We start from the raw sequence: 7506 nt of genomic DNA, 5'->3' as shown, positions 1-7506 counted from the left end.
ACTAGCCTGAAAAGTAAAACCGTTAACACGCTTCAAAAGTTATGGTTTGTACGGTTATGTAAGCAAAAGAAACCACCTAAATTTTATAGCGCCCGCAGCGCTAATTGAAGCTGTTTTGTTTTACTTTCAAGGGTTTTACAAAGCTAAAACAGCTTCTACAATAATAAAAATTATTTCTACCGGTCACTATAAAGGAGCAACCCTGCTTTCTTTAACTCAAATCAGAAATTAAGTATTTAACTAATATTTTCCGGCCTAAAAATTTGTACACTGCATCTGAAATAAAAAGAGCCGCGGGTTGGCGGCTCTCCCTGTGGTACCTTAAAGATTATCCGAAATCAAAAAAGTCATCTAAGAAGGACTTCTTCTTTTTGTGCGGGTGGTGCGAGGACGAACTATCGTATTGGTCGTAACCATATTTTTTATAATCTTTCTCGTAGTTTTTCTTGCTGGCATAGTGGGTTCCGGAGCGCTCCAGTATTTTTTCCAGTTCACCTCTATCCAGCCAAACACCCCGGCATTTAGGGCAATAATCAATTTCCACGCCTTGTTTATCGGTCATCAGCAAGGTTTCATTACAGACTGGGCATTTCATAGGCAGTAATTATAGTTTTGGTTATTTTTAAATCCAATCCGGAAAAATCGAAAACATACAGTCTCCGGATTTATTAACAAGCGGGTTAATACCCTTCCTTAAGAACTCGCCTAATACTTTTTTATTATGGAACTGCTACTATGACCCAGAAATAAAACCGTAATCTTCCTGGCTGGAATAAACATTATCAGCTACCAAATTGCCTGGTGCACGTATGATAATGCTTAAAATATTGTCCTTTAATGAAAGTTTAAAAAGGTAAGAATAATGAAGAATGCCCTTCGGTACAGAAATTTAGGAAAATCGGATGTAGTTGTGAGTGAGGTAAGTTTTGGGTGCATGTCGTTGGGCGAAGACCAGAAGCAGAACCATTATTTGCTACGGCAGGCCATCGACCAAGGCATTAACTTTTTTGATACCGCCGATTTGTACCAAAAAGGTGAGAATGAGAAATCGGTGGGTAAGGCTTTAAAAGAAATCCGCCAGCAGGTGGTTATCGCCACCAAGGTAGGTAACCAATGGCGGCCCGATGGCAGCGGCTGGGATTGGAACCCCTCCAAAGCCTATATTTTACAAGCGGTAGAAAAAAGCCTGCAAAGACTCCAGACCGATTACCTGGACTTGTACCAATTACACGGGGGCACCCTCGACGACCCCATAGACGAAACCATTGAAGCTTTTGAACTGCTCAAACAACAAGGTAAAATCCGGGCCTACGGTATTTCTTCTATCCGGCCCAACGTAATCCGCGAATATATAAAACGCTCCCACATTCAGAGTGTAATGATGCAATACAGTTTGCTGGATAGACGACCCGAAGAAACTTGCTTAAATTTATTAAAGGAAAACCAAATAAGTGTATTGGCCCGGGGCAGCCTGGCCCAGGGCTTGCTGGCCGGCAAAGCACCTAAAACTTACTTAAACTATAGCCCTGCGGAAGTGGCGCAAGCGGCTGCAGCCGTTAAATCTCTGGCCCCGAAAAATGGCGGCGCAGCGGCCGTAGCCGTAAAATATGTTTTGCAAAATCCGGCCGTTACCGCTGCCGTATTGGGCATCCGCACCGAAGGCCAATTACAGGAAGCCGTCCAAATTTTAAATACGCCCCCTTTACCCAACGAGGAAATATTTACCTTATCGCAGGTACTTCCGCCCAATATTTATGAACAGCACCGGTAAAGTAGCGGAAACCTGCTTCGGCCGGATAAATATTAACTACAAAATCTACTTTCCTCGCTTTTATTCTAATAAAGCTGATTCTGCTTCAAGCTGGTAAGGGTTTATATCTAATGTCGCAAGCGCCTGTTATTGATTATTGAGGCAAATCTCACCGGTTAAAAAGGCCTGTAAGGTGACTTAAACTTGTTTTTTCCTTAGTTCTCCTTTAGTATTTTCTGTATTTGCAGCACAATAGATGCCTGGTTGATTAAATCCATTAAGCCGGCCAATTCTTCCAGGCTAAACGCCAACATAAGGTGATACACCGAAGGTGATAAATATATATTTCTTTCGTTGGTGGGTCGCCCTGCCTCCTTCTCCTGTTCGTACAAAGGCGGGCTGTACCCTTGTAGTACCTCCAGCTCTGTTTCCGATAATCCTAAAACAAAATTGCCAAAGTTAAGCTGAATCCGGGCCGAACAACCACATTGCGAAATTTCCCCGAAATTATTTTGGTATAAGCGTTTCACTTCACACATAATTGTTGCCAATAAATTTAATTACTTGCATTTACTCAGTAACTTTTTAATCAGGATAATCAGGAACCTAAGGCGTTAATGATGGCTAGCAGCCTGCACTTGGTTAAGTTCTTATATATCTACCGTTAAGCCTAGGGTGAAGCTGGTGCCTTTACCTTTAATGTAATACTGGTCGAACATAAGCCATTGGGCCCGGGTAGGAAAATAATCGGCATTCAGCAGGTTTTCTATGCCTACTTTTATAGTAGTAGAAGGCGACATCCGGTATGATGAGGCTAAATTAATGATGCTGTAAGGCGTTACTTTACCTTCGTAAGTTTTATATAAGCCATTCTCCCCTTTCTGGAACCGGTCCCGGGCGCCCGAGCCAATGTAATCGAGCCGGAAGTTTAAATGTTGCAGCGGTGTGTATTTAACGTAGGCGGTATATTTGGGCGGCGAAATGCGCTCTCCACCTAAATAAGTATCTGCGGCATCTTCAAACTTACCGTTATTGTTGCTATCGCGCTTTCCTTCTACGTAGGTATAGGTTGCGCCTACCGTTAAATTATTGGTGGCATAAGCATCGGCGGCCAATTCAAAACCGTGCACTTTTTCCGGAGAACGAACGGTTGTATAAAAGCCATTTATTTCCTGGAAACTGGACCCCAGTTTAGATTTACTCATATATGCTGCCGCCTCGAAGCGGAAAATATTATGCTCACTGGCAAAACCGACTTCATAGTTATTTACAATAACAGCTTCGGTTTGAATGTTGGCAATATCGGTAACCCGGGCGGCCCGCAACACCAAACCTAAATCAGCCACGGAAAATCCTTGTGAGAAATTAACGTAGGGCTTAAATAAATTAAACCGGTTATATTTCAGGCCGCTGTTAAATACCAGGTTATTGTAGCCGATGTTTCCACCTTTCACGTTAATGCTGGTGCCAAACGTTCTGGTTTGGGCATTATAAGGTTTTAAAGTAGTATAATCCGCCACCGCAATATCCATGCTCTCGAACCTTACTCCGCCATTATAAACCAGGTTATTGAACAAAGTAGACTGAACTTGCAAAAAAGGTGCGGTACTGCCTAGGTTCATTTCGGGTACCCAGGTACGGCCGTCCAGCAAGGGCTGAGACGTAGCGTCTTTAAGTAAATCTACTCCGTAAGCCAGGTTGCCGCTGATGCGGTTACCCAGCGCAAACGGCGCACTCAAATCCAGGCGCAGTCCGCGCTTAACCGATTGAATGGTAGATTGTCCGCCGCCTTCGAATTGATTGCTGTAAAAAAAAACAGTGCTAATGTCTTGTAAATAAGCACTTACATTCAGGCTGTGGTTGGCGAACAGGTTATCATGCGAATATTTTAACAAGCCGGTATGGTTCCAGCGGGTACCCGGTGAGGAACCGGTAACGTATCCGGGCACCGAAGTAGTTTTACGTCCTTCCCGGATGCTTCCCAATACTTCCTTTAAATCACCCTGCTCCTGGCTGCCGAAATAGTTATAACTGAATTGCAGCCTTTGCTTATCCGAAAAGTTGTAACCGGCCTTGGCAAAGCCATTGTAGATTTCATTATTGCTTAAACTGTAAATAGGTCCAATAATATCGCCTTGCGCATCTTTCATTTGCCCGGTTTGCTCAAAACTGCCACTTACGGTATAATCGAACTTGCCGGCTCGTCCGTAAAAAGACTGATAGGCCCGGGCTCCCAGGCTACCTTCGGAGTGCACGATAGAACCCGTAGTAGCCAGCTCGGTTTTAGAGGAGAACTTTTTAACACCCGTGTTGGATTTCGTAATGTAGTTGATAATGCCGCCCGCAGCTCCGTTACCATAAATAGACGTAGCGCCTTTAATAACTTCAATCCGCTCAATGGCATAAGGGTCGATTACCCGAATATCCATGGAACCATTGCGCAGCGGCGTTGATTGTGGCACCCCATCTACCAATACCAGTACTTGCCGGCCCCTTAAAGATTGTCCCCAGTTGCTGCTGGTACCGGAAGATACGCCTAGCCCAGGTACTGCTACCGCCAGAATATCGGCGGCGTTATTACTTACAGTTTGCAATTGCTGGATGGTTTGAGGGCTCACCACAGAAATAGAAGAGGTTAAATTTTCTTTACGCTCATCGCGGCGACGGGAGGTTACCACTACTTCGTTTAATAAACGCGGCAGCATTTTTAAAGACACCGATAATTCCTTTATCTCTTTGTCCGCTAATTCTACTACCTGGCTTTGGGTATGATATCCTACCGCCGAAATCAGGACGGTAAAAGAGCCGGCCGGTAAATTAGAAACTGTATAATTCCCTTTACTATCTGTGGTGGTACCTTTATTTGAATTTTTTAAAATAATCGTAGCATAAGTTATTGGAGAACCAACAGAATCAGTTACTGTGCCCACAATTTTTGCAGAGTTGATCTGCGAATAAGTATGCTGCAAGAGAAAAAAAGAGCAGAGAAGCAGTAAAAGTTTTTTCATAATATTATTTGGACTAGTTCTAAATTGCAGCAATGTTAATGCTTGTTTAGAATTATTCCAAATAATAATTTAAATGTATTTGAAGTCTCTTAATTCAAGAGTTAATCATTATAGTAATTTAAATATTATCGATACCTATTATGATAGTAGTAACAATTATTTAACCTAAACCATCCGAATACACCATTTTTGTGCTGTGTAAAACAGATTTAATCCGATCTAAGATTTAACAATCTATATTATTTAAATTTTAACAAAGTTTTCCCATAATATACTTGTGAAAGTTTAATAGTTCGCTTTTTGCTGAACCCGGGTTACAGTTACGAGAAAACTCCCATTGTAGGGTGGCAAGTCCACCTCGACCCTGCCACCAACAAGCAATATGCCCGCGCCGAGAACCTGATAAATTCCCGGAATTATTCGCTTAATTTTTCTGCCCCATTCAATCCTACACCCTGGTGGCAAATACAGAGTAACCTGATGGGCGTTTGAATTAATAATTTGGGCCTCTACAACTAAAAGGAATTTAGTTCAAATGAATAATCGCCTGAATATCTTCCAGGCTTATAGGTTTATGAATATAGCCTTTTACTAACTGATTCCCATATGCTTTGTCAATATCAGATATGTCCAGCGAGGAGGTTAAAATATAGATTAAACATTTTTCCAGTGCCTTTTCCTGGGATAATTGCTTAAAGGACTCCAGAAACTCCCAACCATTTACGTGGGGCATGTTCAGGTCTAAAAAAATAATATCCGGTAAATCTTTCAAATGGGTATTGCGCAGCTTGTTTAATGCCTCTTGGGCCGATAAAAAGGTTTGAATCTGCGCTTCAAACCCACCCATTTGTAAAGATCTTTCGGTAAAAAAAATACTTATTTCATCGTCATCAATAATAAATATCTTCATGAAGGGCGGGTTTAAAAATAAATAGTAAACGTTGTTCCAACATTAAGCTCGCTTTTTACACCAATCTGGCCACCCATGGCTTCAACGTGGGTTTTAACTAAGAATAAACCAATACCCCGCCCTTCTATATTATCGGTATCATGAAAACGTTTGTATAGTTTAAATACTTCGTTTTTATTTTTTTTCAGGTCAAATCCAGAGCCATTATCAGAAAACAAAATTACCTTTTTCTCTGCTGTTTCAACAGAAGCGGTAACAGTTATCTGGAGCAGGCGGTCAGCAAAACGGTACTTGATGGCATTACTAATTAAATTTTGAAAAATGCTGTACCAATAAGCCCGAATGCCTTTTACTGTGAAATCAGGATCAATAGTAATATTCAGGTGGCCGTCACAAGCGGCAAGTGCCGGAGCCAGATCCTGCCCGGCCTGGTGGCACACCTCCGCCAACGCAATTTCTTCCGTGCAACCCAAGTGTTGCCGATCCCGGATAGATAAAATGAGGGTTACATCTTTTAGAATGGTATCCAGCTTTTGAATACTGGTTTTCAGATGCGTAAGGTATTGCTGATAAAGGGCCGTATTGGTATCTATCGCAGGCAAATGTTTAACCAGACCGAGGGCATTGGCTAAAGGTGCGCGCAGGTTATGCGATACAATATAGGTAAACTGCTGTAAGTCACGGTTATGCCGGTACAAATCCTGGGTTAAGCGTTCCTGCTTCATTTCCGCTTCTTTTCGTTCGGTAATGTCGTGTACCATTCCCACTAACCGCAAGCAGTTGCCCTGTGCATCAAAAACCGGTTCTACGAGTACTTCCCCGGTTTTCTGGCCGGCCGGGTAATCCGATACTTCCTGCCAGCTCACCTGCTTCCGCTCCAGAATGGCTTCCCGGTATTTTTCTAACACCAGGCTTAAAGAGGGCTCCGGTATAATTTCCTGAACATAACTGCCAATGACCTTATTTACGGGCAAACCGGTGGTTACCTCGAAAGCCCGGTTCGCAAACGAAAACTTATACAAATCGGGCGCTTCTACCTCCAGCACAAAAATAACATTGGCTAAACTATCAAATATTAGAGGTAATAATTGCTGGGTTCCGGGTGGAGCGATACTGGCACTTTCTGGCTTACCGGCCCACCCCAACAACTTAAGCACCAGGTAAACCACCTGGTTATTCTCTACTATCGGGTATATTTCTAAAAAACAGTTTTCCGGATTGCTGGGCTTGTTATTTTCAGGTAAAAGGGGCGGTTCTGCTTTTAGGACGATTGCCGACTGGGTGCTTATTACCTGGTCAAATAACTGTAATAATTTTGCTTCAGCCAGGCCGGTAAGTTCGGTGATTTTGCAGAAGCCGGCCGATACACTTTGGTGTAATAATTCTTCCGACTTCGCATTACACCAGTTACCAGTCGCCGTATTGGCAGCAATTATTGGGTAAGGGGTACTCGCAGATAAGATTAGATGCGGCGTAGCAGAATGGGCAAAAGCAGCACTAATTACATTTATGCTTAACATTAATCTTCTTTTAAATGCGAACTAAGCTTTTGCTAAATTAAAGATGATAACCTATACCTTAACGCTAGCCGAATTCCGGAATTATAAAAAACAAGCTAAAAAGCCAAAGCAAAACCGGTTTGTTCAGACACCTTTAGGCCTTATGCTTACTTTTTGGCGAACAGAAAATTAGATTATTTGCGCGGTACTAATTCATAGAACCTTAACCCAGAAGAAGCTTATAGCTGTGCCAAACACCTCTTAGGCTAAACTACTGCTTAAACCTAATCTATCTTACAGTGCAAAAAGAACTAATATGCTGACACCGGTTGCTTTTTT

At 42.4% G+C, this 7506-nt stretch carries 7 protein-coding genes; 2 read left to right on the top strand and 5 right to left on the bottom strand.

The annotated features are described in order from the left end of the window. Positions 1-328: 328 nt before the first annotated feature. Positions 329-595 (bottom strand): TFIIB-type zinc ribbon-containing protein, encoded by a 267-nt coding sequence (locus tag AAE02nite_RS13155; protein WP_146898204.1) that lies wholly within the window; start codon positions 593-595, stop codon positions 329-331. 267 nt (positions 596-862) lie between these two features. Here AAE02nite_RS13155 and AAE02nite_RS13150 point away from each other — a divergent pair, with 267 nt between their 5' ends. After that, the gene (locus AAE02nite_RS13150) at positions 863-1771 is read left to right on the top strand and encodes an aldo/keto reductase (protein ID WP_146898203.1); all 909 of its coding nucleotides are present in this window, start codon (positions 863-865) and stop codon (positions 1769-1771) included. 194 nt (positions 1772-1965) lie between these two features. Here the strand turns inward: AAE02nite_RS13150 and AAE02nite_RS13145 are convergent, their stop codons facing one another. Together AAE02nite_RS13145 and AAE02nite_RS26845 are read right to left on the bottom strand one after the other, a co-directional pair. Then, positions 1966-2289: a DUF6686 family protein gene (locus AAE02nite_RS13145; RefSeq protein WP_146898202.1), complete on the bottom strand. Its 324-nt coding sequence runs from the start codon at positions 2287-2289 to the stop codon at positions 1966-1968. 111 nt (positions 2290-2400) lie between these two features. Continuing rightward, on the bottom strand, positions 2401-4758 hold the full coding sequence (locus AAE02nite_RS26845; protein ID WP_146898201.1) for a TonB-dependent receptor: 2358 nt from the start codon (positions 4756-4758) through the stop codon (positions 2401-2403). A gap of 300 nt (positions 4759-5058) precedes the next feature. On the opposite strand from AAE02nite_RS26845, the gene AAE02nite_RS13135 reads away from it, so the two are divergent. Further along, positions 5059-5250, top strand: coding sequence for an outer membrane beta-barrel protein (locus tag AAE02nite_RS13135; RefSeq protein WP_170252598.1), 192 nt, complete (start codon positions 5059-5061; stop codon positions 5248-5250). A gap of 34 nt (positions 5251-5284) precedes the next feature. Here the strand turns inward: AAE02nite_RS13135 and AAE02nite_RS13130 are convergent, their stop codons facing one another. Beyond that, complete coding sequence (locus AAE02nite_RS13130; protein ID WP_146898199.1) at positions 5285-5668, bottom strand: response regulator; 384 nt, start codon at positions 5666-5668, stop codon at positions 5285-5287. 11 nt (positions 5669-5679) lie between these two features. Further along, positions 5680-7188 (bottom strand): PAS domain-containing sensor histidine kinase, encoded by a 1509-nt coding sequence (locus tag AAE02nite_RS13125; RefSeq protein ID WP_146898198.1) that lies wholly within the window; start codon positions 7186-7188, stop codon positions 5680-5682. Positions 7189-7506 lie beyond the last annotated feature (318 nt).

Source organism: Adhaeribacter aerolatus (assembly GCF_007991635.1).
GTDB lineage: Bacteria > Bacteroidota > Bacteroidia > Cytophagales > Hymenobacteraceae > Adhaeribacter > Adhaeribacter aerolatus.
The sequence above is the reverse complement of the archived record's forward strand: the minus strand, read 5'-3'. Positions and strand labels throughout refer to the sequence as shown.